Raw genomic sequence first — 23,419 nt, 5'->3', positions numbered from 1 at the left:
TGATACTTGAGGGAATGACGGCTAACACAACTGGCGTGTCGCCGCGCTAAAATAACGATTACAACAAGGTACGCACTACGAGTTCCTGCGGGGCGCAATCAATTCCTCGCGCCCCTGTTCCATGTGTCAGGCCTGTTCCCAACCCTGAGAGCGTTCGACCGCTCGCTTCCAACCGGCATAGAGCTTTTCGCGTTGATCGGCGCTCATTTGAGGCTCAAAGGTGCGATCGATAGCCCATTGCTCGGCTACTTCCGCCTGGCTGCTCCAGAAACCAACTGCGAGGCCCGCGAGATAGGCCGCGCCGAGGGCCGTCGTCTCAGCTACCTTTGGCCGCTGCACCGGCACGCCAAGGATATCGGCCTGGAATTGCATCAGCAGATTGTTGACGACTGCGCCGCCATCGACGCGCAGCGTCTTCAAATCGACCTTGCTATCGGCAGTCATGGCTTCCAGCACGTCGCGAGTCTGATAGCACATCGATTCAAGTGTCGCCCTGGCGATATGACCAACCGTCGAGCCGCGAGTCAGACCGATAATGGTGCCGCGAGCATAGGGGTCCCAGTATGGAGCGCCCAGGCCCACAAAAGCCGGCACCAGGTAGACACCGCCGTTATCAGGAACGGTATTCGCCAATGCCTCCACATCGACGCTCTGCTTGATGACACCGAGGCCATCACGCAGCCACTGGACAGCTGCACCGGTGATAAAGATGCTCCCTTCCAGGCAATAAATGGTTGGATTGTCATCTACCCGCCAGCCGACTGTAGTGAGCAAGCCATTCTGCGACGGCACACCCTGCGTTCCGGTGTTCATGAGCATAAAACAGCCGGTGCCGTAAGTGTTCTTCGCCATGCCTACCTCGTAACAGGCCTGTCCAAAGGTAGCCGCCTGCTGATCGCCGGCATCTCCAGCCATGGGGATAGGCGCACCGAAGAACTCAGCGTCGGTCTCGCCAAATACTCCACTGGATGGCATGACCGTGGGCAACATCGAGCGTGGAACACCCAGTTCATTGAGGATGACATCATCCCAATCGCCCTGATAGATGTTGTACAGGAGCGTGCGTGATGCGTTTGAGGGATCGGTGGCATGCACACGCCCTTTTGAGAGTCGCCACATGAGGAACGTATCGACGTTGCCGAAGAGTAATTCTCCGCGCTCTGCCTTTTCACGCGCGCCGGGAACATTGTCGAGAATCCATTTTACTTTTGTGCCGGAGAAATACGCGTCAGTCACCAACCCGGTACGATCCCGGATTTCCTTGTCGAAGCCTTTCGCTTTCAGCGCATCACAAATAGGAACCGTGAGCCGGCTCTGCCACACAATGGCATTGAAAACGGGTTTACCGGTGGATTTCTCCCAGACAATCGCCGTCTCGCGCTGGTTCGTGATGCCAATGGCTGCTATATCGGAGGCCGAGGCCCCCGCCTTTTTCAGCGCTTCCTGAGCAACCGCGAGCTGGCTTGACCAGATCGCCTCTGGATCATGTTCAACCAATCCCGGTGCCGGGTAAATCTGGGGAAACTCCTGCTGCGCTACACTGACAATCGCGCCATCATGATTGAAGACAATCGCGCGCGAACTCGTTGTACCCTGATCCAGGGCAAGCACATACTTTGCCATAAATAACCCTCTTTCTGCTAGAGTGTACCTGCGGTTCCCGCAAGTCTTTCACCGTGGAAGCCGAAGTACCCTTGACACTATATGATCTGGCACGGCAGCTACCAGTGCCATGCCGGGACCGCTTTACGGAGCCACAAGAAGATAGTTTAGCGCGCTATTCCTACGACCGGTTCTCGCCAGAGTTCTTTGCGCATGACTGCCACACCTGCTGCATTCGCACGAAGGATTCTTTGTATCTGTTGCGATGTCTGAATCAAGCCAGAGCCTATAAAGCTCAATGGTAAAGGCTCAGCTAACCGCGAAATCACATAAGGAATAACTAGCGCGGGAGAAATATCGAGCAGATCAGTATAAGACCTATCGACCGTCCCCAACGCCACTTCTAATCCGGTTGAGTCGACGGCAAAAATTCGTTGTATGGTCTCCATCCCAAAATCTTTCGCTAATGCCAACAGTTTGGGATGATTTGAAACAACACCTGCCACACGGAATTGATCGGCCAGGTAACGCAAACCGGCCGCATCGGAATGAATTCCATCGATATGATCGATATTGACATAGAGGGAGAGATCGCGCCTATATGCCTGGTCTACCAAACTCGAAAGCTCGAACAGATTACAATGACGCAGCAGAATGGCACGAATATGCGGGGAATCGAAAACTTGCATAAATTGTGCGCGGTTCTCGATGACTGGGATAGTTTTACAGTTATCTAACCGGTTAAGGAGCGACGCGCTGGACTGTCTTAGCATGCTGTACCTCACCGTACCAGTAAAAAACAACAAAGCCCTAAGCCTTATCGAAGGTTGGCTCAGGACTTTTCATCTCACTGTCCCCGGGCACATATACAATTGTCCAAACGGTCCACACCGGCACATTATGCCGATGTGTAAATATTTGTTTGTTCGATAAGCTCGTAAGATGCTGAAAGAAAACGAAACCCCAGCAGCTATACAACGGTGTAGAGTTAGCTTATAATTAATAGTACTCAGTACGCATCCTTTTGTCAAGGGTTAAGGCGTTCGTTCCATAACTATCTCAAATCGTAAGCGTAAACCTGATCATATTGTGATACACAAGTCAGATACTGATATGATGACAAAGCAAGAGTTTCTACGCCTGTCCCGCCTCTTTCCGGTGGCGGCAGCGATAAAATCGAATGAGGATATTCAGGTTGCTCTCGATTCTGATGTCCACATGCTGTTCATCCTGAAAGGAGATGCGTTTCAACTAGCGCCTTTTGTCACGCAGGCACGCGATTATGGGAAGCGGTTAGTTGTACACGTTGATCTCGTGAGCGGTGTAGGGAAAGACCGCGCGGGCATTCAGTATTTACATGATATCGGTGTCGACGCAATCATCACCAGTCGCTCGCAGCTGGTCGCGGCAGGCAAAGCAGAGGGTTTGATTACCATCCAGCGCCTGCTTTTATTGGACGATTCCGCACTAGAAACAGGCGTGCGTACCATAGCGCGGGCGGCTCCCGACATAGTAGAGGTCCTACCGGGCATTATTTTTCCTGAAATGGCCCCAACTCTGCGCCAATTACTTGCGGGTCCCTTTATTGCCGGTGGATTCATTCGCACCGCCGCCGATGTAGCGCGCATTCAGGCTGCCGGTGCATTATTAAGCAGCAGCAGCACCTACCAACTCTGGTTCAAAACTCCACGCTGAAGCCTCTCCATTTCAGCGCGAAAAGTTACTATCATCGCCGTTGCGCTGGGGCCAGGGCTGTTGAGGTGGCGGCTGCATCTGTCCCCATTGCGGAGGCTGTGATGGTGATGGAGGGGGAGATTGCCTCCATGGTGAGGGCTGCGCCGGCTGTGGCTGACCCCATGGCGAAGTCTGGGCTGGCGGTTGCCCCCAGACTTGCTGGGGCGCCTGTTGTTGAACCCATGGCGATTGTTGTGAAGCCGGCTGCTGCCATGGTTGTGACTGAAATTGCTGCATCCGAGGGGGCTGTTGAGCGATTAGCTGGGCCTGCGCAGCTTCTTTGGCCGCGTGTTCTTCACGAGCCTTGCGGTCGTTACGAATATGTCTCCATATGTAAAGAGCAACCAGAACCACGATGGCTATAAGAACAACCACGTCCAGGCCATGGAAGATTGTGCCGAGCGAGGATAAGCCGTTCGTCGCTTTTCCCAACTCATAGCCTGCGAATGCGAGAATCAGACACCACGGCAATGAACCCAGCACGGTATAGATGCAGAATTTTACAAATGGAGTCTTTGCGATACCGGCAGGCAGCGAAATGTAGGTGCGAACCACGGGTAGCAAGCGCGAGAAGAAGACGGTGGCGCTGCCCCAGCGCTGGAAGAAACGGTCTGCTGTATCCGCGTCATGCTGCGAAATGAGTACATAGCGACCATATTTGAGCATGAGGGGGCGACCACCTTTGTAACCAATCCAGTAGGCAACTATCGAGCCAAGCAGACAGCCAATAGCGCCTGCAACAGCTACCAGCAGGATACTCGCGACAGGATTCAGACCAGAGAGGATTTTATGATTGTAAATCATGATACCTGCCAGCGGCATCACAATTTCACTTGGCAATGGTATACAGCAGCTTTCGATGGCCATAGCCAATATAATACCGATCAGGCCAGTTGTAGCATACAGATTTGTTATATTTGTAGTAAGCCAGTTAGTAAGATGTGTCAACAAAGAATTAGCCTCCTTCACACACAAGCATAAGCCAAATTGCTTTTGACCTATACTAACATACTTTACGCGATGAGGCTAGCTCTTTAGTACATAGAGATTAATCTTCTTATTCTTCGTCTATGGGTTCTTGAAGTGAAGAGCGGCGCGTGATGGGGCGTTCGATATATTGCGCCAGTTGTTCCCGCAGCGGATCGTCCTCATACATGTAGGGTGCGCGACGTAGAAGAGGATTTTTCAGGCTCCCTGTGACCACATCTGGATTGCGTGGTTGTTCTTCTAACTGCGGATTACGAGCAAACTTACCGGTTTCGGGATTTCTGCGCAGAGGCTCTGTTTGCTCGAAACGGCCATGTAGCTTATCTGTGTTCGTCTCTTGCATTTCTAAAGACCCGGTCTGAGGATTGCTGTCCAGAGAACGAGCGCTATCCACCTGCCGGTAACGTCGCGCGCCGGTCTGCCGGGTAGTATTGGTATCCATAGAATGCCGCGGCCTTCTGGATAAGTTGTCTTGTTGTGGAAGCCGACGGGTAGGGCGAGGTAATCCTTCGGCATCAGATTGGACTTTCAGAGATTGAGAAGGATATCCTGGAAGACGCCTGGACATCGAAGTGGTGGTTGGAAGATCATCGCTTTCATTATATAGGTCCCGGGCCGCCTCAATCCGCGCCGCGCGTAATGCCGCCGTCCGATGCTTTGCCAGCGAACTCGCCTGGTTCCCTAAATATGGTAAACTGCCAGTAAGAGCGGGGCGCTGGGCAGGCATTCTTGCGCTATTTTGTTGAGCCGGCAAGGCTTGCGAAGGATGCTGTGTACCTTGAGGGGATCTCAATGCACGCTGATTATACATGCCATTAGCGGCGGCCCGCGCATGACTCTGTCCTGCTGCCGGCAGTCGAGGGTAATCTTGTGCGGAGACATTACGAGCTTCGGGTAATCGCCGCCGTGGTTCTACATATTGATCTTCTTCGGACGGCAGGACATAGGCATCAGCTTCATATACTTCAGCATATTCGCCGTCGTCGTCATAAACCATCTCCTCTTCTTCCTGCTGCATAAAAAAATGTTCATCATGACGGCGAGCCATGATGGTGAATAATGCCAGGGAGATGGGAATGCTAATGAGTAATGCTGCAAGCCCTCCGATTAAACCTCCAAGCACCCAGGAGCTGAGCGTATTGGCAAAAGCCAGAATCACTGCCGCACCAACAAGAAGCAAGAATGCCAGGGCCAGGGCCGCAGCTTTCATAAATTTCGTTTCCTTTCTGCTCTACCTATCGCATTCACAACACGGCTGCTGAGGCTCAGTTAGCATATTGAAGTAAAAAATCTCAGGCTGAGTAGAGTATATCAGATATTAAGCAAAACTACAAGCTATTTTGGGCGCAAAGCGGCTTTACAAGTGGCAAATCACAAAAATGGAACTGTGGTTATCATTTCGGGAGAACAATGACCATGCATGAGGTTGAGGAAAGCTGGAACAACGTGTAACCTCATCGATGTATTGACAAATATACTCGTGAAGCTACACGTTGTTGAGATAAAAACTATGCAGCGCGATACTGGCGGAAAATTGCGACGACCTTGCCCTGTACTACCCATTCGCGATCCCATTCGGAACGCGATACGAAGATGGGTTCCATTTCAGAGTTAGCAGGTTGCAAACGCACTTTATCATGTTCCTGGAAGAAGCGTTTCAGGGTAGCACGACCATTATCCTGCTTACGAGTGGCAACCACGATATCACCATTTTCACAGGTGGTCTGTGGCTTGATAACGACATAATCGCCGTCACAAATATGATCTTCGATCATCGAACGGCCCTTGACAACGAGCGCATACGTACCCTGCTGCTCGAGCTCCTGGCCAACATCAAGCCGCTGGTCCTGTTCAGAGAAAACCTCAATCGGCTCACCTGCGGCAATGCTGCCCATGACAGGAATACCGCCGGGTTGCTGGGAAAGCTTGATGCCGCGGCTCTTTTTGGACTCACGAACGATGTAGCCTTTCTTTTCGAGCATAGAAAGATGGTAATCGACATGACCGGTACTTGCTATGCTCATCGCACTGCCAATCTCGCGATTGGTCGGTGGCATGCCCTCTTTCTTCATATAACTGACGATGAAATCGTAGATGCGCTTCTGAATATCACTTGTTTGCTCAGTTGCCATTGTGCTATCTTCCTGCCTTTCTGCATAGGTTGCATACCTGTTTTAGCCATGCCACGTCAAAGTAGAACGGCTATTCAAATCATAACAAACCTGGCCCCACAAGTCAAGCGTTTATTGAACGAATTTTCCGAAAATATTTTCGTATTCGCGAACTGCGTCCTTTTTGGCAAGTTGGTGACCTTTTCAGCGCAAAGACTTGGAATAAGACACAGGTTTTGCTATACTTCATTAATAGAGAGATAGACATAAACGGGGTTGAATGTTGTGTGGCAAGTGACCGGTGATGGATAACATCCATTTGCGCACCACACTCAAAAGGGTGTACAATAGAGGCGTCGGAGACTCAACGAACCCCAGTGATGAAAGAGGGAGTCAGATAGATGATTGAGATGACAGTTGAAAGCGTGCGAATAAACTTGCAGACATCGCAGCGAGTGGTCATCTTGAAAGCTACGAAGCAAGAGCGCTACTTGTTTATCTGGATAGCGCATGCCGAAGCATATGCCATTGCTATCGAACTTCAGGGGACGAGTTCGCCTCGCCCGCTCACGCATGATTTGCTCAAGAATGTGATTGGTGATCTCGGTGCTAAAATTGAGAGTATCGTCATCTCGGACCTGATCGAAGATATATTCTATGCGCGAATCGTTCTTGATGTCGATGGCCGGCATGTTGAAATCGACTCACGCCCCAGCGATGCTATCGCTCTCGCTGTACGTGCAAAAACGCCGATCTTCGTAGAGGAGAGTGTACTGGAGCGCGCGGGAGTAGCACTGGAAACGAACGAGGAGCCACTTTCTCCAAAATCCGAGCCAAAGAAAGAAAAAGAATCCGAGCAGGATAACCTGGATGCGTACCGGGACTTTATCAATAGCCTGGACGTATTGGACGAGTTCGGCAAAGATTAAGAGCGGCAAGTAACGAGTCTAATAGAGGCAAGTAATTCTTCGGTTTTGTGCCACGTTCAGATCCACGCGCTCAGCGCGAATGCAAAAGTGCTTTCAAGAAGCGTACCAGTATGCGCGAAATGAGCCCGTACAGGAGAATGGCAACAAGGGCAAGCAAGTAGTTATACAGATCCGTACCGGCGATCAATGGGATGCTCACGTTTTGCAGGAGCAGGCGCAACGGTAACACGAACACACTACTGACGTTATAGATTAGTCCAACCCACCACACGTTGCCTGGTTGTCCTAAAAGTTGCAGTACAACACGCACGAGCAGCAATAATTGGATAAGTACGAAGAGCAATCCTACTAAAGCAGGGAAGATGCTACGTCGCGGTTGAGTACGCCTTCTTTTTCCAGGCTGCACAATGTCTGCCGGCCGCACCGGATAGGCTCCCCCAGGTGGACGACCATTACCGTTAAAGGCCGGTGCCGCGGGCAGGAATGGATACGCGGGTGATACTTTTGATCTATTGGATGAGCCTGGAACCAGGAACGCATTGGAACCCGGCAGAAAAAGCTGCTCGTCAGGCTCAGGTAGAGGATTGGTCGGCGCGCCGTATATATTCGACGAGGATGAATATGGCGTGAGAATTACCTGGGACATCGGTTCTGTCGGTTGATTATGTTCGTCGTATTCCTCAAAACGACTATCTTTGGGTTGGTTTCTTCGCATCTTCCTCATACTCCATCAACAGGAACAATTCCCATGTCTTTTTACGAGGGAACACCACCATAAGTCTCAAACTTGCTGGTAACGCGATAGAATATCATCGTATGTTTCTTGTCGCTCCATTACCTGTACCGTATGCTCATCAACGAGTAGTACGATTGGACGGGGAACAAGGTTGTAGTTACTGCTCATCGGCAGGCAATACGCACCAACGCCTGGCAATGCCAATAATTCGTTCTCGCGCATATACGGCAACATGACCTGATCAATGAGCATATCGCCCGATTCACAGTAGCGGCCAGAGATACAGACGGCTTCTCCGGCGGGCGCAAAGGCTCGTTCGACCGGAAACGCTGTATAGCGCGCTCCATAGAGAGCGGGACGAATGTTATCTGCCATGCCGCCATCTACGAACAGGTAGGTAACGCCGCCCGGTGTGGGCTTTCTGGCACCGATTCGATAAACCGCGACCCCCGCGCGACCGATGATCGAGCGGCCAGGTTCGATTATCAGCGTCGGCGCAGGAAGCGCATCCTGTCGCAAGGCGAGTTCTTGCTCCATCGTCGCCTGTAGAGCCTGCGCCAGCACTTCGATGCCGGGAACAGGCGGCTGGCCAGGTTCGTCGATTGCCCATCCACCGCCGGGACTGATTTCACGCGGCCACCATTGCGTCTCTACATAGACATCGCGCGCGAGCGCCATTAGCCTGCGCAGGCACTCGACATAAGGACGCGTCTCGCGTAACATTGTTCCGCTATGCGCGTGCAGCCCGGCTAATCGCAACTGTCCCTCTTGCAGGATACGCAGCATGGCGGCCCTGGCCTCGCCATTTGCGAGCGGGAAACCAAACTTGGAGGCGGCGTGACCTGTTTGCAAGTAGCGATGCGTATCAGTATCTACATCCGGCGCGACACGCACTAAGACCTGTGGATGATATCCACCTTCGCCTGCAAGCAAAGTGAGGCGCTCCAATTCGCTCCAGTTGTCCAGCACAATGCGTCCCACGCCTGACTTTAATGCCATACGTAACTCGTCAATGGATTTATTATTGCCATGAAACGAGATTCGCTCCATCGGGACATGGGCGCGAAGAGCAAGTGTCAATTCGCCGCCTGAGACAACGTCCAGTCCTAATCCCTGCCCGGTCACCAATCCGGCAACCAATGGCGAAAGATATGCCTTGGATGCATACAGGATTTGTACTGGAGAGGGATGGTAATACTTCCGAAAAGCCTGCTGGTAACGCTGACAGGCATTGATAATGGTTGTGCGATCAAAGATATACAGAGGTGTATTGTAGCCATAGTGCTGGATAAGTTCAGGTACAGACTTGCCGGCTATATGAAAGACACCGTCTGATGAAAATGTGGCAGTATCGGGCAGGAGATGAGATAGATTAGTGAGCGCATCAGATTGTACGGGCATATTTCATCGTGTTTCCTTCTGTTTACCTTTGCCTTAATGTACCATTTCGATGGGAAAGATTCAAGTTTTTCAGCAGCGCAACAGGGCTACACGAATGCCGGCATACTATGCTAGAATAGAACAAATTTATAGCCATGAAGAGGAGAAATTTCTAAGAGCATGACACAAACAGATCATCGTTCGCAGGAGCAGGAAACACCTACCACAGCTCGCCCGCCGCGCCTGCGTTTCGCGCCAAGTCCAACGGGCATTCAGCATATCGGCGGATTTCGTACCGCACTGTTTAGCTGGCTTTATGCGCGCCATACCGGCGGCACTTTCATTTTGCGTATCGAAGATACCGACCTTGCGCGCACGGTAGAGGGTTCGGTCGATTTCCTTTTAGGTGGTTTTGCGTGGCTCGGCATGGATATCGACGAGGGGCCTGTTGAGGGAGGTCCTTATGGCCCGTATTATCAGACGCAGCGCAAGGCCCTTTACCAGCAGTATGCTCACCAGCTGATTGCTTCGGGGCATGCCTATCGCTGTTATTGCACTCCTGAGCGGCTGGCCGAGATGCGCAAACAGCAGGAGGCACAGAAATTGCCACCCCGCTATGACCGGCGCTGTCGTTACCTGAGCGCAGAGGAGCGAGCCGCAAATGAGGCCGCCGGATTGTCATGGGTGGTGCGTTTCGCGATGCCCATCGAGGGCGAGACGATTGTACATGACGAACTGCACGGCGATATCGTTTTCAAAAATTCCGACCTTGATGATATGGTCATCCTTAAATCGGATGGTCTGCCGACCTATCACCTGGGGCACATTGTCGACGATCATTTGATGGGTATCACACATGTATTGCGTGGCGATGACTGGATTCCCAGCGCCCCACGCCACGTACAGATTTACAAGGCGCTGGGATGGGAAATGCCGCTTTTATATCATGTGCCAAATGTGCTGGGCAAAGATAAAAGGAAGCTCAGCAAGCGTCACAATGCGCCGGCCTGGACAGAGTTGAAGCAGCAGGGATACCTTCCGGAGGCCGTGTTTAACTTTCTGGCGCTACTCGGCTGGTCATATGACGATAAGACCGAGCTTTTCACACGCGAGGAACTGATCCGGGTATTCACGCTGGACCGCATTGGCATCGCCGGTGGTATCTATGATCCTGACAAGTTGACCTGGATGAACGGCGTCTATATCCGGCGGTTGCCACTGGATGAGTTGACGCGCCGCACACTGCCATACCTGGAGCGTCCAGAAATCGAGGGCGGATTACCGGATAACATTGAGCGGCCGCTCGATTTCGCCTATACAGCTCGCGTCCTGAGCCTGGAGCAGGAGCGTTTGAAAACCCTGGGTGAAGCCGCGCACGCAGTTTCATTCTTCTACACTGAAGACCTGAATTATGATACGCAGTTGCTGATTCAGAAAGGCATGGATGCGCCCAGAACGCACGATGCCTTACTACAGGCATATAATGTGCTGAGCAGAGTTGAGGAGTGGGAACATGAGATCATCGAGGCTCCCATGCGCGAGCTTGCAACCGAGCTTGAACTGAAGCCGGGGCAGCTTTTTGGCTCGATCCGCGTTGCCATCAGTGGGCGTACCGCTACCCCGCCGCTCTTCCAGATGATGGAGGTACTGGGCCGCGAGCGCACTTTGAGCCGTATCGACCAGGCAATTGCTCGCCTTGCCTGATACATTAATCCCAGGAGCGTTCTCGATGACACAGAGAGATTACATCCTTCGACTGGCGGAAGAGATTGGCCGCGCCCTGGCCCAGGTTCTTTATCACAAACAAATAAAGGATTATGCAGGGGCGTTGAACTTTATTGACGAGCAATACAGGCAGACGCTCGGCATGGGCGCCGGCTTCATTCACTCTGTTCCTGAGGAAACGCTGCTGGCGATGCTCACCTCACTAGGAACGTTGAACACCGAGAAGTGCTGGTTGCTGGCTACATTGCTGAAAGCGGAGGGGGAAATCTACGAGGAACAGAACAACCAGGATGAAAGCTATTACTGCTACCTGAAATCCTTGAATCTGTTCCTTGAAGTTCTCCTGCTCGATGGCAACATCAGCGATGTAGATTACGTTCCTGAACTGGAAGGCCTGCTCTATAAGTTACATGATTATGAGCTTCCGGTAAAAACTTCGCTGAAGCTACTACAATACTATGAGAACACCGGCAAGTTTGCGAAGGCCGAAGATATCCTTTTCGACATGCTGAACAGCAGTATGCCCGACAAAGCGATTCTTCAACGCGGCATCGCTTTTTATACACGACTGCGCAAGAAGAGCGATGCCACACTGAGCGCGGGTAACCTTTCCCGCGTTGAGGTAGAAGAGGGCCTGGCGAAACTGAAGGAGATGGGTTTGCATCCTTCAGGGTGATAAAGTATTGTCTAATCAATGTCTGCTACCCACTCGCGGAAAGTCTTTCTGCCTCGTAGAGGTAAAAACGTGTCATCTGTAAAGTCTCAAGAGGTCGCCCGGTCAACGGTTGTCGATACATGGCGCTGGCTCTGGCCAGATATATTCATGCGTATCCTTCCTATGGCTATCGTGCCTTTTCTTTATATTGCTATTCTTCACCTGTCACTCTCTTTTCTGGGGCTGACGCTCAATAACTGGCCTCAACAACTCTTGCTTGGTATCGCAATAGGCATCCCGATGTGCGTCTTTGCGATAACGTATCGCATCTGGATAGTTAGTCCCTGGTTCCGCCGACCCACTTTGAATGATCACACTCTCCAGGGCTTTTATTACCTCGTCATCAATGGTCCCGTCGAAGAACTATTTTTTCGCGGTTTCTTGCTGGCAGCGGTGACTCAGTGGACAGGTTGGATTGGCTGGGGATGGCTGGTAAGTACCGTTGTTTACACGCTCTATCACCGGCTGGGTAAGTGGAACTGGCGCAGTGTGGCGGGTGTTGGGCTAGCGGGTCTGGTATTTAGCCTTCTATACGTGGCGCAACCTGAGCCACGCTCGCTGCTGGCAGTCGTTATCGTGCATGGATTGACTACCTGGGGCTTCCTGAGCCTGGGCGACGAGGTGATGTACAGGAGATGGAAACGCAAGCAAGGATAATCCACAGAAACATAAGTCAACTCGCATATGAGGAACAGGTAAGGGAAGAGGGCGACCGCAAAGGTACGCCCTCTACAAGCCCATTCGTCAACATTCGGGATGGCTCAGGTCTTTTCTGGCTCACTTCGCGACAGCATCAAGTTGGGAAGCAAGATAATAGCCAACACCCACTTTAGTAAGAATATAACGGGGGTGAGCAGGATCGGCTTCGAGCTTGCGCCGTAGTCGATTGATATTCACCTGGAGCATATGGCTCTCACCCAGGTACTCACTGCCCCATACATGTTCAAGCAACAAATCCTGGGTCAGGACGCGTCCGGCATTTTTAGCAAGGTAGGCAAGGATATTGTACTCAGTTGGTGTGAGTGTGATCTCGCGGCCCGCTATCTTTACCAGGTGTTGGGAATAGTCAATTTCCAGTTCACCAATGGTTGCGGTTGTTTGTAGACCTTGTGCATGCTCCCTGGCGCTAAACTGTGTACGCCTCAACACGGCACGCACGCGGGCCAGAAGCTCATCTATACTGAATGGCTTGGTGAGATAGTCGTCCGCCCCCAGGTCAAGCCCTCGAACTTTGTCCTGATCCTGCCCGCGTGCAGTCACAATGATAATTGGAACGGTCGAGAATTCACGAACACGCTGGCAGACCGTGAAGCCATCCATTTTAGGCATCATTACATCGAGCAGCACAAGGTCAGGGGCCTGTTGCTCAATCTGAGTCAGAGCCTGCTGACCATCGCTGACCGCAATCACCTCGTACCCCTCCAACTGTAGATTGCGCATCACCAGTCGCAGCAACTGTGGATCATCATCCGCGGTAAGAATTGTTGTTTTAGCAGACATTGTTGATCATCCTTCTTTTTCCTGCAATGGAAGCAGCACATGGAAAATGCTGCCTCCAGGCCCAGAGCTTTCGGCCCAGATCACTCCGCCATGCATTTCGACAATACGTTTGCTGATCGCCAGACCCAATCCGAGACCGTTGACTTCACGTGTGAGACGCATATCGACGCGATGGAAACGATCGAAGATGCGCTCGATATGCTCGGCGGGAATGCCGATCCCAGTATCGATGACACAGATTTCTAGCATAGGAGACAGCTCATTTTTTGACCCGTGGGTGTCTTCCTTGTTGTCGATGTTCAGGCTACTCGCTACCTTATCCTGCGCTGCCGGGCGAATGAGTATGGTAATCGTACCGCCTGCGGGCGAATACTTGATAGCATTTTCCAGTAAGTTATCTAACACTTCTCGTAACCGCCGTTGATCACCCATAATTAGAGGAACGGTGGAAACGGGTATACCTTCGAACTTTTCGATACGCAAGCTGAAGTGAAATCGATTCGGGAATCGAGCTACTATGCGTTCTTCAGCGGCGCCAATGGCCTCTTGAGCAAGACGCGCCACATCAACCGTGGAATAGACAAGTCGTATCGCCTTTGTATCTAACTGCGACATCTCCAGCAGGCGCTCAATAATGATTTCCAGGCGGTCACATCCTTCATTGATAGCCAGCAAAAACTGATGCCGCTCCTCCTTCGCAAGGCGGCGTTCGTGACGCAAGAGCGTTGCCGCGTAGCCCTTGATGGAAGCAAGTGGGCTGCGTAATTCATGGCTAACTGTGCCTAGCAACTCGGCTTTGAGGAGTTCCATGCCCGCAAGCGCCTCCCGCATAGCGGTATGTTCCAACTCCTGCACACGTTCGGCCAGCAATATATTCCCGATGACGGCTCCCGCTGCATCAGCAATCTGTGGCAGCAACCGGTGTGCGCGCTCGATAGTCATACTACAGTCCATTTCCTCAGCATCGTCCCAACTCAAGAGTAACAAAGCCTCCAAAGGTTGAGGAGCAGCATTCGAGGATATGCACGGCAAAAGCTCTATTTGACTCGCTTGCAGGCGCCTGCTCTCGGATGCTGCATAGCCTACCGGGAGCCGGTAGGTGATGCTACATAATAAAGCTGATCCAGGCTGTTCTTTCTCATAATGTGAAGCAGAGGCATCCAGGAGAATAGACGAATCGTTCTCACCCATACGGTGCAGAGCTAAAACTCTTACATCATTTTCATATAATGAAGCAGGTGAGTATGAGCGACCGAACTCCAGGTTTCCCTGTGTATCGAGCAGTAAGGCGCCATGCCCGGCGCCAAAGAAGCAGGCCAGGCACTCAAGCAGAGCGCTAGCAATGGAGCCTGTACCCTGTCCATCTGCTACCATTCCGGTTCTTTGTCCTAACCGGGTCAGATCTTGCAATATCGTCGCCAACTCTGATGCCTCAGAACTCAACCGCGTTATATCTTGTATTCCCATATGCTTCCTGCCGCTCAGAGACTTTCTTGCCGGGCCTCTTTTGCTCCTGACAACGTAATATGGGCGCTTCCAGGTCTGGACGAGGGAGAACGCCCTAGAATGTAACAGCTTGCCAGCTTCATGCTTGTGATTTATTATAAGGGAAAAGCATTCACATTTGCATCACGGAAACGGCCATCATATCACAATCTCATCACAAGATAGACTGAAAAAAGGGACAGGCATCCTTCTGTATCTCAAGACGCGTGTCACATTTTTTCTATTTCACGCGTGCTACCTACAAGTTTCATCAGCGAAAAAGACAGGGAGTCAGCTATGGGCACAATACAGGAGTGGAACACAAGAACATACCAGGTGCCTCTTGAAGGACAGATTACGCTTGAAGGCAACCTCAATATACCGGACAATCCACGCGGCGTCGTAGTATTCGTGCATGGGAGTGGAAGCAGCAGATTTAGCCCGCGCAATCAGTTTGTTGCTCAGCAATTGTATCAGGCCGGACTGGCTACGTTCTTAATGGATCTGCTCACAGCCAATGAAGAACAAGAGGATCGTTATACCGGCCACTTACGTTTCGATATCCAGTTGCTCAGCAGGCGCGTTGTTGGCGCGACAAACTGGCTCTTGCTACAACCCGGCATCAAAAACCTCAAGATCGGCTACTTTGGCGCCAGCACGGGGGCGGCAGCTGCGCTGGTAGCGGCTGCGGAACACACTTTTGAAATTGGCGCTGTTGTCTCAAGAGGCGGCAGGCCAGATCTCGCCAGTTCAGCTCTATCTGAGGTGCGAGCGCCGACCTTGCTGCTCGTTGGATCAAAAGACACGCAGGTGATAGAGTTGAATCGCCTGGCATATTCGCTGTTGCAATGCGAAAAGCGCCTGGAAATTATTCCAGGCGCATCACACCTGTTTGAGGAACCAGGCACACTGGAGAGAGCGGCCGAGCTGGCCAGAGATTGGTTTACGGATCATTTTTCAGCTTCGCCGTCCGTGGCCTCGCATTCAGGACCTGGTTCGACATAGTTTCCACAGCCTTCGTTGTGACAACCACCGCAGTTCTCACAAAGCGGCTGCCCGCATGCCTCACACATCGTATTTCGCCTTTCTTGAAGAATTTTTATGGGGCTATTCCTGTTTGATTATTCTCGATCAACAGGCTCCGGTGATAGCGCTAGCTATCTCTATAGATTACGGAAGTGATGGGCATTTAGTAGATATTTACGCCGCCTTATAAATGACGAACTGGTTTCACACTTTGCGCAGTTTCCAGATATTTTCCATGGGCCAGTGTCTCGCCCACTCATTCTCTTCCTCAGAGCGATAGGCGGTAGTTGCTCCCCGCGGTGGCCGTGTTTCGATCAGATCCTCAATCACGAAACCGCAGCGACGGAAGAGGCGAATCCACTCACCGTAGGGTAATTGAAAATTCACCTCGTCTTCCCATTCCAGGCGGGTCATGCCGAAGTAGTCATTGATGAGAGCTTGCTCAGTCTTATCGGTCGTCATGTTGTGGCAAATGGACTGGATTGGGGCAGCATTAGAGAAGACGAAGAGCCCTCCCCGCCGGAGCAAACGAGTCGCCTCGGGAACTGTGCGCTGTGGATCGCAGAAAGTCATCGCGCCCCAATCACAGAAAACGATATCGAAACTGGCGTCTGGCAGCGGCACATCCTCAGCGCTGGACTCGACCAGTGGGAAGTCAACGCCCTCCTCTGCCATATGAAGGCGCGCATGGTGGAGTTGCCGCGGGGAGAGGTCGAGGCCAACCGGCCGTGCTCCGCATTTAGCGAGGGCAATCGACCAGCGCGCCCCGCCACAGCCAAACTCTAATATATCCTTACCGGCAACTTCACCCAGCACGTGTAATTCAGCTTCAGGAATCCGCCACAAGCCCCAGGACATGGCATTGCTCCCTGAAAGGGCTTCCTCGTGTGCTTGATCGTAGCTATCGCTGTTTGCCTCCCACAGCAACCTGTTCTTATGCGCATGATCCGTTAGCGGATTATCCGATTCTGTACTGTCGTCCATACTTGTGCATCCTGATGCATCTACGCGCCATAGCATTTATTTCTTCACGAAGAGAATACCAACCGCGGCAAGCACGAAGAAGAGCGTCGCCGCGCCAAAGACGAGCTGGTAGCCCAGCCCTGTGTTACCCGATCCGGCGGCTATGCTAATAATCATACTGCCGATGATAGGCGCGGCCACTCCTGGCAGCGTTCCTGAAGCGCTCCATACCCCCAGGTCCTTGCCGGCTTTCTCCATATTCGGCAACACATCGATGGACAATGCCCAGTCAACGCTTGAATAGGCCCCGTAGCCAAGGCCGAAGAAGATGCCTAATGGAAAGAGATACGCCATCAGTGTATCCGGGAAAATCACAAACGAGAGGGCTGCGATAGCCATGAGCAGTGTCGCGACACATACAACCGGGGCGCGTCGCTTGATGCGATCTGAGAGGAAGCCCGCGATCACCCCGCTCACTACCGCGCCCCCCAGAGCCAGCATCGCTACAATGCCTGTCACCTGCACGAAATTGGCGACATGCTGTACGCGGGCGAAATAGTACTCGATATAGGTCATGAACAGCGCCAACCCCAACATCAAAGAGGCTCGTGTCAGGAAGACCATGGTGAAATTGAAGTCGTGCCAGGGCTCAATCCAATCATGGACGAAATGGTGAGCGAACCTGCGCATCCACTCCTGCCGGCTCGCGCATGTAAGCTCCTGCTGGCCTGTGGTCGTTTCATGTTTATGCACAAGCAGGGGGATTTCACGCACGCCAAACACGGTTATTAACAGACCCACCAGCACCAGGACGGCAGTTACCACATAATAAATGCCAGCATTGGTACGAACCAGGCTGGCGCTATAGGCATGCTGGCTGACCCCGCCAAGCAGCCAGGCTGCCAGGCCAAGACCTACCACATTGCCCAGGATCGTCATACCGCCGACATACCCTGCCGTCTCACCGCGCTGGTTCTCTGAAACATGATCGGGCACCAGGCTTTGATAGGCAGGCTGTAGCACATTCTTCCCTATCAGCAGCAGGCTAAGACCTATCAGAAAAATGATAATGCTGCCGGAGTTCACCAGCAGGGGGGTACTCATCAGTAAAAGCAGGCCGCCCACAGCGATATAGGGACGGCGCCGTCCAAAGCCGCCGCGAGTGCGATCGGAAAGCGTTCCGATGGCGGGCGGCATAAATAACGAGATGACCGCCGCTCCTCCCATGAGCCAGCTGAGGAATAATACTTGCTGGGCACTTCCTACCTGGCTTGAGGAGATAAAGAGTACAATCTGGGTCGGAATAACTATGGGCAACAGAGCCGCCGTTTGTGCATTCAGACCAAACCATAGTATGTTTAAAGTTAATTGTTTACGAACAGAGAGTCGAATAGCTTTCACTCGCTAACACCATCCTCTAGAGGAATACTCAGTATTTTCTCCGGCAACGAACACGTCATACTCACCTTATCGACGCGAATTTTATTACACCATATACCAGGACTACCATGAGCAACATGAATCTTCCGGGAAGTGAGGCTACAAGGGATTTTATGGCCTCGCGTCTGCTACTGTCGTCGAGATAAAAGTACTACTTTTATCTCATCCCGTTTCCGATGGCTCAACCACTGCCTACCCATGATGGATGAAATTCAGAAATAGCCAGGACGTTCTCAACTATATCATGTCTCTAGAAGCGATGGAAGTGGTATGCTTCTGAAAAAATGATCCCATTCCTGATCTTGTTCTAATAATAAACAACCTGGCACCCCTTGCAGGTGCCAGGCATCTACCTTTAGGCTAAGAAACCTACCAATCTCCATGACTCGATGAATCTGAGAGGTCAGCCCGTGTCCAGGCGTCGACATATTGCAAGAGCTCCCCATGATGAAGAGCCAGAATATCACGCACCTCGGCTATCTGATCGTGCCTGGAAATTCGCACGGAGAGAATATAGTGTCCCCGGCGCGCCTCCTTCAGATACGCATCAGTAACATCATATTGCAATGATGAGATGAAGTGAAAGAGCGATTGGGAGAGATTATTCTCCTGCCGGTCACCCTGCGCAGCTGCCTGCACGAAGTCCTGGCCGGCCATGAAGTGGATATCGTCTGGAGTGTAACCAGCCGCCCTTAATGCTTGAATCGCTTGCGTAGCATCTTGCTCGTTTACGAATACACTATGCACATACTTGTGAGGATAAGAATCTCCCGGAAACTCCTGCTGTGGGGATACATCCAGCTGCTCGTCTTTACTTTGCCTATTGCTATCGTTCAAAACCAGTAACCTCCAATCTTGAGTGCTGAGAGGACAGGCGCCCGGCACTGTCCCTACCCGAGAAACACATGAACGATCAATTTCAATATTTCTTACACGTTCGAGGTTAAAAAATGGTTGTGAAATTGCGCTCAGCGAGCATATCTCGCCACCATGTCAATCCGAAAGCATTATGGCAAATTTGCATCGAGCGCAATCCTACTGATCTCTTCTTGAGAGAGCCGTTTGCCCTCGGCCCACCATGTTTCCCATGTAGTCTCATCGATCTGTGACTTGATACCGCTGATATAGGCAATATAGAGCGGGCGATATGCGGCAGGCAGCGCGGTATTCAAACTCTCCAGCACCGCTTCAGCGCCGCTGCACACTCGAGCAGCGAAGTATGGCCCCTGGATTGTCCCTAGCAAACAGCCAAATGCAATCAAATCGATACCGAGCATGTAACGATTGCCGGTCTGCTGGGCCAACAATAAGCCTTCGCGCAGGTAGTTGAGGCTCTGTTGTAAGTCACCCTGGATCAGCGCCAGCACACCCAGGTACACAAGCGTTACATTGAGCAGACCCGGCTCGCTATACTCACGCTGTAGAATCACAGCCTCGCTCAGCCATGTCCACGCCTGTTGAAAATTGCCCTGGAGGATTGCCATCGCTCCCAGTCTGCTGAGCGTAAAGGCATAGCCGCGCCAGTTTTCCTGCTGGCGTTGAGGCTCCAGGCTTTCTTGAAAGTACCGGGTGGCCAGCGCATATTCCCCTTGCATATGCCAGGTATCACCTATCTGGAAAATTGCTCCGGTTTTTCCAACAACGTCATCCACGATTTCATAGAGCGCCAGAGCTTGCCGGGCCAGTTCTCTCGAACGCTGGCATTCTATCTCCCACAAAGCGATGCGCGAAGCCGCCATCAACAATTTGGCACGTATGGCAGGCGAAGTCTCCCGCGTCATCTGCAGCGCGCTATCAATCCAGTGATGGGCCTCCTGAAATTGCGTGCGGGCCTCCCAGAACATTCCCAGCGCACCACACAAGCGCTGCGCAATTTCAGCCTCATTTCGTTCAATAGCCCATGTTAATGCTGCACGCAAGTTATCCTGCTCGCGAGCCAATATGGATACGGCGATAGCCTGCTTGTTACTGTACAGACCCGGTTCAACACGTTCCGCTAATGCCAGATAGTAGGTGGCGTGCGAGCGCTGCATTTCTTCCAGTTCGCCACTGGCGGCCAGTTGTTTCAGCGCATATTCGCGGATGGTTTCTAAAAAATAGAAGCGCGGCTCAGGATTCGCCTCCTCAAATATTTCTGCGAATTGGTCCGGCGAGGCGAGAGGAGAAGCCATTGATTCAGGCAGCGCGCGCTTCACAATGCTGTGGTCGATCAAGGCTTCCATCTGCAGGAGCGCATCATCGAGGGTAGTTTTTTCGTTATCGCTCACGGCAATAGCCAGAGCAGCATGCAATGACCAGCCGCCGAGAAAAACCGCCAGGCGACGAAATAATCGCTGTTGTCGCTCGTTCAGCAGGTCATAGCTCCAATCCAGAGTTTCCTGCAAAGTCTGATGCCGCTGGAGCGTGTTGTAAGTAGTAGCGTGCAGGAATGCCAGGCGCCCTCCCCTACTATCTACCAGGCGCTGCCAGATTGCAGGTAGCGATAGCACTTTGGTGCGCGCGGCGGCCAGCTCGATTGCTAGAGGTAGGCCATCCAGGCGCGCGCAAATATCGGCAATCATAGCCGCATTGTTTTCGGTTATCTGGAATGCGGAATTGACTGCCTGCGCGCGTTCAACAAAGAGGCGAGTTGCAGGAAGGTGGGAGAGGTAGTCAATATCTACTGCTTGCCCAGGTGTGCAGACCTCGAGAGGTGGAACGTCGAATTCATACTCTCCATACAGGTGCAGGACAGCACGGCTGGTGGCTATGATCTTCAGCCTCGCGGCGGCACCCAGCAGGTCGCCAATGAAAAGCCCAATATTCGGTATTTGCTCTACATTATCCAGCACAAGCAAGCATTCTTTTTCACGCAAGAAATTTTTGAGCATATCCGTATGCGATGCGGTACTCTGCCTGCCTGAATCACCTCCGGCAATCGGCTCTGCCAGGCGCAGCGCCTGCGCAATGGTTGAAGGAACAAGAGCAATATCGCTGATAGTCGCCAGGTACACAAAAAACGCGCCACCGGCAAACTCTTGTTGTACAGCATGCGCTACCTCCAACGCCAGGCGCGTCTTACCAACGCCCCCAGTCCCAAACAACGTCAGGAGACGCACCGAAGGCTGTCGTAACCGGTCAAGCAACAATTCCACGTCATGCATCCGTCCAATAAACGAAGTAGACGGTACGGGTAATGGAAGATTTGCCAATTGTACCGGTGAAGGCGAAGGAGCAATAGAACTGGCTCTATTGTCTTGAGGGACTGACTCCAGGCGATTCAGTGGAGCGGAGTTCCATTCCTCCTCTGAGAAACTCTCCCTTTTCAAGCCCATCAAAGAAAGAAGCTCAATAGCCTCGCTTTGGGTGGTAATAGCATCCCAGGCCGCCAGTTCCTTGACGATTTGCTTCACTTCTCTATGCGTTGGAAAGGTGTTCTGTTGACCATGTAGTTTGCGACTGAGTACCTCTGCATCAATTCCTAGCGCTCCGGCCAGCTCCTTTTGCAATCGCCCGGCCCTGCGCCGGGCAGAGTTCACCTTCTCTCGAAAGAGACTCAGATGAGTGGACCGCTGAGCGCCTTCTCTGGTAGCCATATATATCCTTCTCCTCGTTGGGGCGCCGGGACAGGCACAAGATACTGTCCCTACAGCTATATTTTAGTGGGCGTGTTTGTTTCTCTTTATCAATCTGGTTACCGGTAGCATTATAAATCATCCGTCCAGACCCTTTGGGAGAATTTGGCATGTTTTCATCATTTTTGAATCATTTTTGAATCATCTTTCGTCTTCTCCTTCTCTACTATTGCCTATATACTGCCGGCGGTGAAGAATGCCAAAGCAGGTAGGGGGAAGCACTATGTTCGATATGATAGTCAGTGTCGAAATAGCTGCCTGTTGCGGCAATCTTTACCAACAAGATGTTTTACTGATGCAGGTTACGTAGTGAGAGGGCATGGGACTATGCACATAGGTATTGTCGATGACAACCCGTCGGTTCTGGCAATGATCGAAGCGGCACTGAAGCTGCATGGGCATAGCAGCGAGACGTTTAGTAACTCATCATCTTTTCTCTATGCTCTGCACGTCGCCCGACGCGAGCCACCGTATGATGTAGTAATTGTTGATCTCTTCCTGGATCACCTTTCGGGCATCGATATTATCGAGGTCTTGCAGGCGCAACGCTCACAATTGATACCCACGATCTTGATTTCAGCTGCTGAAGAAACAACCCTTACCCCGATCAGGCAACGTTATCCTGTTGTGCCGATCATGCAGAAACCTTTCAGCATGCGGACGCTTCTTTCCCTCGTCGATAAAGTTACTTCCAGAGTAAACGTATAGCCGGTACTCATAAAGCGCGCCTTATTCTCCAGAAACTGATACCCAGTAGAGGTAATGCCAGGAGATAAAAGACCAGCAAATAGTTCAGCACGTCGATGTGAAAGAAAAAATAGAGGGCTATCGCAGCATAAAGCAAGAAGCGGCTGGGCCGCACGATACCGAAAGAAGAGATTGCCAGGAGACGATGCAAGAGTAGGAAAATGACAAGGGCAGTATAGATATAGACAAAGATGATCGCCAGCACAGGATGCACAAGCCCTTTCCAGGCCATCCCTGCGACGCTGAGCGCGACTACCAGTTGATCGCAGAACATATCAGTAACTGCGCCACGCATCGTTGTTGCGCCTTTCATCCTGGCCTCAACGCCATCCAGCCCATCACAAATGACAGAGGCAATCAACAGCCAGAAAGCGATCTCAAATTGAAATGGGGCAAGGAGAAAAAAACCGAGGCCAAAGAAAACAGACGCGAAAGAGAGCATATCCGCGCTTATTCCCAGGCGTAAGAGGACAATTGCGATAGGGGTAAGGAGTCGCTGGCGTATTTTTTGCCACGGACCCAGGAACCATTCTTCGACATCGCTATAAATACTCTCCAACGGAAGTTTCTTCATGCGCGCTTTCCTTACAAGGGATGTATCATACTCCCTCTATTGTATCCCATACGCGCGGCAGAAATCAGTATATATCACCTCAGCAAGCTCCTCTCGCAATTATTAAAAATAAGTAGAATAGGAAGCCAATCTAGATGTTTGTCGAGCAAAA

The 23,419-nt window shown here is 51.8% G+C and carries 22 protein-coding genes; 8 read left to right on the top strand and 14 right to left on the bottom strand.

Annotated elements, in window-relative coordinates:
* Positions 1-126 precede the first annotated feature (126 nt).
* Positions 127-1,623: a glycerol kinase GlpK gene (gene glpK / locus VFA09_23985; GenBank protein ID HZU70352.1), complete on the bottom strand. Its 1,497-nt coding sequence runs from the start codon at positions 1,621-1,623 to the stop codon at positions 127-129.
* 146 nt (positions 1,624-1,769) lie between these two features.
* Positions 1,770-2,375, bottom strand: a complete 606-nt coding sequence (locus VFA09_23980) for a glycerol-3-phosphate responsive antiterminator (protein ID HZU70351.1) — start codon at positions 2,373-2,375, stop codon at positions 1,770-1,772.
* Between the two features lie 340 nt (positions 2,376-2,715).
* Here VFA09_23980 and VFA09_23975 point away from each other — a divergent pair, with 340 nt between their 5' ends.
* Positions 2,716-3,297 carry a glycerol-3-phosphate responsive antiterminator gene (locus VFA09_23975; protein ID HZU70350.1) on the top strand — a complete coding sequence of 194 codons (582 nt, stop codon included), beginning with the start codon at positions 2,716-2,718 and terminating at the stop codon, positions 3,295-3,297.
* A 12-nt stretch (positions 3,298-3,309) separates the two neighbouring features.
* Here VFA09_23975 and VFA09_23970 read toward each other — a convergent pair whose 3' ends face one another.
* The 3 genes from VFA09_23970 to lexA all read right to left on the bottom strand — a co-directional run bounded on the left by VFA09_23970 (position 3,310) and on the right by lexA (position 6,455).
* Positions 3,310-4,287: a DedA family protein gene (locus VFA09_23970; GenBank protein ID HZU70349.1), complete on the bottom strand. Its 978-nt coding sequence runs from the start codon at positions 4,285-4,287 to the stop codon at positions 3,310-3,312.
* Positions 4,288-4,393: 106 nt separating this feature from the next.
* The gene (locus tag VFA09_23965; protein ID HZU70348.1) at positions 4,394-5,533 is read right to left on the bottom strand and encodes a hypothetical protein; all 1,140 of its coding nucleotides are present in this window, start codon (positions 5,531-5,533) and stop codon (positions 4,394-4,396) included.
* Positions 5,534-5,831: 298 nt separating this feature from the next.
* Positions 5,832-6,455, bottom strand: coding sequence for a transcriptional repressor LexA (lexA, locus tag VFA09_23960; protein HZU70347.1), 624 nt, complete (start codon positions 6,453-6,455; stop codon positions 5,832-5,834).
* A 380-nt stretch (positions 6,456-6,835) separates the two neighbouring features.
* Here lexA and VFA09_23955 point away from each other — a divergent pair, with 380 nt between their 5' ends.
* The gene (locus VFA09_23955) at positions 6,836-7,363 is read left to right on the top strand and encodes a bifunctional nuclease family protein (GenBank protein HZU70346.1); all 528 of its coding nucleotides are present in this window, start codon (positions 6,836-6,838) and stop codon (positions 7,361-7,363) included.
* Positions 7,364-7,433: 70 nt separating this feature from the next.
* Here VFA09_23955 and VFA09_23950 read toward each other — a convergent pair whose 3' ends face one another.
* Together VFA09_23950 and lysA are read right to left on the bottom strand one after the other, a co-directional pair.
* A complete protein-coding gene (locus VFA09_23950; protein ID HZU70345.1) occupies positions 7,434-8,078 on the bottom strand; it encodes a hypothetical protein in 645 nt (214 codons plus the stop codon).
* A gap of 66 nt (positions 8,079-8,144) precedes the next feature.
* A complete protein-coding gene (lysA, locus tag VFA09_23945) occupies positions 8,145-9,500 on the bottom strand; it encodes a diaminopimelate decarboxylase (protein HZU70344.1) in 1,356 nt (451 codons plus the stop codon).
* Positions 9,501-9,659: 159 nt separating this feature from the next.
* Between lysA and gltX the strand changes: the two genes are divergently transcribed.
* The 3 genes from gltX to VFA09_23930 all read left to right on the top strand — a co-directional run bounded on the left by gltX (position 9,660) and on the right by VFA09_23930 (position 12,576).
* Entirely contained in the window at positions 9,660-11,183 is a 1,524-nt protein-coding gene (gene gltX / locus VFA09_23940) for a glutamate--tRNA ligase (protein ID HZU70343.1), read from the top strand.
* 25 nt (positions 11,184-11,208) lie between these two features.
* Positions 11,209-11,880 (top strand): DUF6483 family protein, encoded by a 672-nt coding sequence (locus VFA09_23935; protein HZU70342.1) that lies wholly within the window; start codon positions 11,209-11,211, stop codon positions 11,878-11,880.
* A 69-nt stretch (positions 11,881-11,949) separates the two neighbouring features.
* Positions 11,950-12,576 carry a CPBP family intramembrane glutamic endopeptidase gene (locus tag VFA09_23930; protein HZU70341.1) on the top strand — a complete coding sequence of 209 codons (627 nt, stop codon included), beginning with the start codon at positions 11,950-11,952 and terminating at the stop codon, positions 12,574-12,576.
* Between the two features lie 120 nt (positions 12,577-12,696).
* Here VFA09_23930 and VFA09_23925 read toward each other — a convergent pair whose 3' ends face one another.
* On the bottom strand, positions 12,697-13,419 hold the full coding sequence (locus VFA09_23925) for a response regulator transcription factor (protein HZU70340.1): 723 nt from the start codon (positions 13,417-13,419) through the stop codon (positions 12,697-12,699).
* 6 nt (positions 13,420-13,425) lie between these two features.
* The gene (locus VFA09_23920) at positions 13,426-14,886 is read right to left on the bottom strand and encodes an ATP-binding protein (protein ID HZU70339.1); all 1,461 of its coding nucleotides are present in this window, start codon (positions 14,884-14,886) and stop codon (positions 13,426-13,428) included.
* A gap of 315 nt (positions 14,887-15,201) precedes the next feature.
* Here VFA09_23920 and VFA09_23915 point away from each other — a divergent pair, with 315 nt between their 5' ends.
* On the top strand, positions 15,202-15,909 hold the full coding sequence (locus VFA09_23915; GenBank protein ID HZU70338.1) for a dienelactone hydrolase family protein: 708 nt from the start codon (positions 15,202-15,204) through the stop codon (positions 15,907-15,909).
* Between the two features lie 55 nt (positions 15,910-15,964).
* A complete protein-coding gene (locus VFA09_23910; protein ID HZU70337.1) occupies positions 15,965-16,120 on the top strand; it encodes a hypothetical protein in 156 nt (51 codons plus the stop codon).
* A 14-nt stretch (positions 16,121-16,134) separates the two neighbouring features.
* Here the strand turns inward: VFA09_23910 and VFA09_23905 are convergent, their stop codons facing one another.
* The 4 genes from VFA09_23905 to VFA09_23890 form a co-directional block, all read right to left on the bottom strand.
* On the bottom strand, positions 16,135-16,914 hold the full coding sequence (locus VFA09_23905; GenBank protein ID HZU70336.1) for a class I SAM-dependent methyltransferase: 780 nt from the start codon (positions 16,912-16,914) through the stop codon (positions 16,135-16,137).
* A gap of 36 nt (positions 16,915-16,950) precedes the next feature.
* Positions 16,951-18,294, bottom strand: coding sequence for an MFS transporter (locus tag VFA09_23900; protein HZU70335.1), 1,344 nt, complete (start codon positions 18,292-18,294; stop codon positions 16,951-16,953).
* A 408-nt stretch (positions 18,295-18,702) separates the two neighbouring features.
* Entirely contained in the window at positions 18,703-19,170 is a 468-nt protein-coding gene (locus VFA09_23895) for a hypothetical protein (protein ID HZU70334.1), read from the bottom strand.
* 170 nt (positions 19,171-19,340) lie between these two features.
* Complete coding sequence (locus tag VFA09_23890) at positions 19,341-21,908, bottom strand: NB-ARC domain-containing protein (GenBank protein ID HZU70333.1); 2,568 nt, start codon at positions 21,906-21,908, stop codon at positions 19,341-19,343.
* Positions 21,909-22,274: 366 nt separating this feature from the next.
* On the opposite strand from VFA09_23890, the gene VFA09_23885 reads away from it, so the two are divergent.
* Positions 22,275-22,655 carry a response regulator gene (locus VFA09_23885; GenBank protein HZU70332.1) on the top strand — a complete coding sequence of 127 codons (381 nt, stop codon included), beginning with the start codon at positions 22,275-22,277 and terminating at the stop codon, positions 22,653-22,655.
* Positions 22,656-22,662: 7 nt separating this feature from the next.
* Here the strand turns inward: VFA09_23885 and VFA09_23880 are convergent, their stop codons facing one another.
* Entirely contained in the window at positions 22,663-23,268 is a 606-nt protein-coding gene (locus tag VFA09_23880) for a CDP-alcohol phosphatidyltransferase family protein (GenBank protein ID HZU70331.1), read from the bottom strand.
* Positions 23,269-23,419 lie beyond the last annotated feature (151 nt).

It is taken from the genome of Ktedonobacteraceae bacterium, assembly GCA_035653615.1.
GTDB lineage: Bacteria > Chloroflexota > Ktedonobacteria > Ktedonobacterales > Ktedonobacteraceae > DASRBN01.
This window is presented reverse-complemented; position numbering and strand designations above follow the sequence as displayed.

What these genes read in the sequence shown, in the direction of transcription:
- VFA09_23915 (HZU70338.1), top strand. Translation starts at nt 15,202, where the DNA reads ATGGGCACAATACAGGAGTGGAACACAAGAACATACCAGGTGCCTCTT.
- VFA09_23950 (HZU70345.1), bottom strand. Translation starts at nt 8,078, where the DNA reads ATGCGAAGAAACCAACCCAAAGATAGTCGTTTTGAGGAATACGACGAA.
- glpK (HZU70352.1), bottom strand. Translation starts at nt 1,623, where the DNA reads ATGGCAAAGTATGTGCTTGCCCTGGATCAGGGTACAACGAGTTCGCGC.
- VFA09_23980 (HZU70351.1), bottom strand. Translation starts at nt 2,375, where the DNA reads ATGCTAAGACAGTCCAGCGCGTCGCTCCTTAACCGGTTAGATAACTGT.
- VFA09_23905 (HZU70336.1), bottom strand. Translation starts at nt 16,914, where the DNA reads ATGGACGACAGTACAGAATCGGATAATCCGCTAACGGATCATGCGCAT.
- VFA09_23925 (HZU70340.1), bottom strand. Translation starts at nt 13,419, where the DNA reads ATGTCTGCTAAAACAACAATTCTTACCGCGGATGATGATCCACAGTTG.
- gltX (HZU70343.1), top strand. Translation starts at nt 9,660, where the DNA reads ATGACACAAACAGATCATCGTTCGCAGGAGCAGGAAACACCTACCACA.
- VFA09_23880 (HZU70331.1), bottom strand. Translation starts at nt 23,268, where the DNA reads ATGAAGAAACTTCCGTTGGAGAGTATTTATAGCGATGTCGAAGAATGG.
- VFA09_23965 (HZU70348.1), bottom strand. Translation starts at nt 5,533, where the DNA reads ATGAAAGCTGCGGCCCTGGCCCTGGCATTCTTGCTTCTTGTTGGTGCG.
- VFA09_23935 (HZU70342.1), top strand. Translation starts at nt 11,209, where the DNA reads ATGACACAGAGAGATTACATCCTTCGACTGGCGGAAGAGATTGGCCGC.
- VFA09_23920 (HZU70339.1), bottom strand. Translation starts at nt 14,886, where the DNA reads ATGGGAATACAAGATATAACGCGGTTGAGTTCTGAGGCATCAGAGTTG.
- VFA09_23975 (HZU70350.1), top strand. Translation starts at nt 2,716, where the DNA reads ATGATGACAAAGCAAGAGTTTCTACGCCTGTCCCGCCTCTTTCCGGTG.
- VFA09_23885 (HZU70332.1), top strand. Translation starts at nt 22,275, where the DNA reads ATGCACATAGGTATTGTCGATGACAACCCGTCGGTTCTGGCAATGATC.
- lexA (HZU70347.1), bottom strand. Translation starts at nt 6,455, where the DNA reads ATGGCAACTGAGCAAACAAGTGATATTCAGAAGCGCATCTACGATTTC.
- VFA09_23910 (HZU70337.1), top strand. Translation starts at nt 15,965, where the DNA reads ATGCCTCACACATCGTATTTCGCCTTTCTTGAAGAATTTTTATGGGGC.
- VFA09_23955 (HZU70346.1), top strand. Translation starts at nt 6,836, where the DNA reads ATGATTGAGATGACAGTTGAAAGCGTGCGAATAAACTTGCAGACATCG.
- VFA09_23890 (HZU70333.1), bottom strand. Translation starts at nt 21,908, where the DNA reads ATGGCTACCAGAGAAGGCGCTCAGCGGTCCACTCATCTGAGTCTCTTT.
- lysA (HZU70344.1), bottom strand. Translation starts at nt 9,500, where the DNA reads ATGCCCGTACAATCTGATGCGCTCACTAATCTATCTCATCTCCTGCCC.